This is a genomic window from Geodermatophilus sp. SYSU D00079 (assembly GCF_054050635.1).
The window spans coordinates 1-1,660 of record NZ_JBJGZS010000066.1 but is presented as its reverse complement, the minus strand read 5'-3'; the positions used below and the strand labels follow the sequence as shown (position 1 = coordinate 1,660).

At 79.7% G+C, this 1,660-nt stretch carries 3 protein-coding genes; all 3 read left to right on the top strand.

Translation table 11 applies throughout. The features are described 5' to 3' along the window. Positions 1-151 precede the first annotated feature (151 nt). Complete coding sequence (locus tag ACI79E_RS22400; protein ID WP_456934786.1) at positions 152-760, top strand: hypothetical protein; 609 nt, start codon at positions 152-154, stop codon at positions 758-760. Between the two features lie 127 nt (positions 761-887). After that, positions 888-1,190, top strand: coding sequence for a hypothetical protein (locus ACI79E_RS22395; protein ID WP_456934785.1), 303 nt, complete (start codon positions 888-890; stop codon positions 1,188-1,190). Between the two features lie 38 nt (positions 1,191-1,228). After that, positions 1,229-1,660, top strand: a 432-nt coding sequence (locus ACI79E_RS22390; protein ID WP_456934784.1) for an FAD-binding protein, incomplete at its 3' end; no start/stop codon positions are given.

Here is a 1,660-nt window from a genome sequence, read left to right as displayed (position 1 = left end):
CCCCCCCCCCCCCCCCGCCCCCCCCCCCCCCCCCCCCCCCCCCCCCCCCCCCCGCCCGCCGCCCCCCCCCCCGGCGCCGGCGGCTCCCACGGCGGACACCGCCGCTCCGGCCACCCCGGGGACCGCCTACACCGTCCAGGGCGGGGACACCGTGGCCCGGATCGCCGCCGCGCACGGCGAGACGTGGCGGCCGCTGTACCAGCGCAACATCGCGGTCATCGGCGACGACCCGGACCTGATCGTCCCCGGCCAGGTGCTCGCGACCAGTGGCGCGGCCCCGGCCGTCACCCCGGCCGCCGCCCACGCCGTCGCCGCGGCCCACGTGGTGGCGCCGGAGCCGGTCGCCGCGCCCGCACCGGTGGTCACCCCGCTGCCCGCGGTCGAGCCGACCCCGGCCGCGGCGGCCATCACCAACAGCGCCGGCGCCGTCCAGCCGCGCGCGCAGGCCGCCGCCGACGCGGTCGTCGCCGCGGTGCCCGGCGCCGCCGGGCTCACGATCGGCGGGACCCGCGCCAGCGCCGTCGACCCGCACGGCCACCCGTCCGGCCTGGCGCTGGACTACATGGTCGGCTCCGACGCCGCCCTCGGCGACGCGATCGTGGCCTACCACCTCGCCCACTGGGACGAGCTCGGCGTGGAGTACGTGATCTGGCAGCAGCGGATCCTCACCTCACCGGCCGGCGCGTGGAAGCCGATGGCCGACCGCGGCAGCGCGACGGCCAACCACATGGACCACCCGCACGTGAACTACCGCGCGTGACCGGCGGCGCCGCACGCGCGGCCTGACGACCGGACCGGGTCCCCCAGCGGCCCTCCACTCGAGACCGGGTGGAGGGCCGCTGCCGTCCCGGCTGCCGCACCCCCGCCGTCGTCGGCAGACTGGGCGCGTGACTCCCCCGCCGTCCGACGGCCCGGCCGCGCGCGGCCGGGTGCGCCTGTTCAACACCACCGGTGGGCGCACCCTGTGCCTGGCCGGGGACGTCGACGAGGCCGCCGTCGCCTCGTTCCTCGCGCGCTACGGGCGCGAGCCGGCGCGGGTCGAGGTGATCGACGCCGGCTCGGTGACCGGCCTGTCCGCGGCCGCCCTCGAGCTGCTCCTCGACCACCTCGACGCCGCCGAGCGCGCCGGCCGTGCCGTGACGGTGCGCCGTTCCCCGCCGGTGGAGCGGGCGCTCGCGGCCGCCCGCTGACCGACCTGCCGGGACGGCGGCCTCGGTAGCGTCCCGGTGTGACCGTGGGGACCAACTGGGCCGGCAACCACACCTACCGCGCCACGCGGCTGCACCGGCCGACGACCCTGGAGCAGGTGCAGGAGATCGTCGCCGCCGCCCCGCGGATCCGGGTGCTCGGCTCCCGGCACTCCTTCACCGACATCGCCGACTCCGCCGAGCTCCTCTCGCTGGAGGCCGTGCACGCCGCGGGCTCCCGGCTCGCCGGCATCGACGTCGACCTGGCCGCCGGCACGGTCACCCTCGGCGGGGGCGTCAGGTACGGCGAGCTGGCCGACGTGTTGCGCGACGCCGGAGCCGCGCTGCACAACACGGCCTCCCTCCCCCACATCTCCGTCGCGGGGGGGGGGGGGCCCGCCCCCCCCCGCCCCGGCGGGTCCCAACGCACCACCCCCCCCCCCCGCCCCGCCCACGCGTGGGTGCCCTCCGCC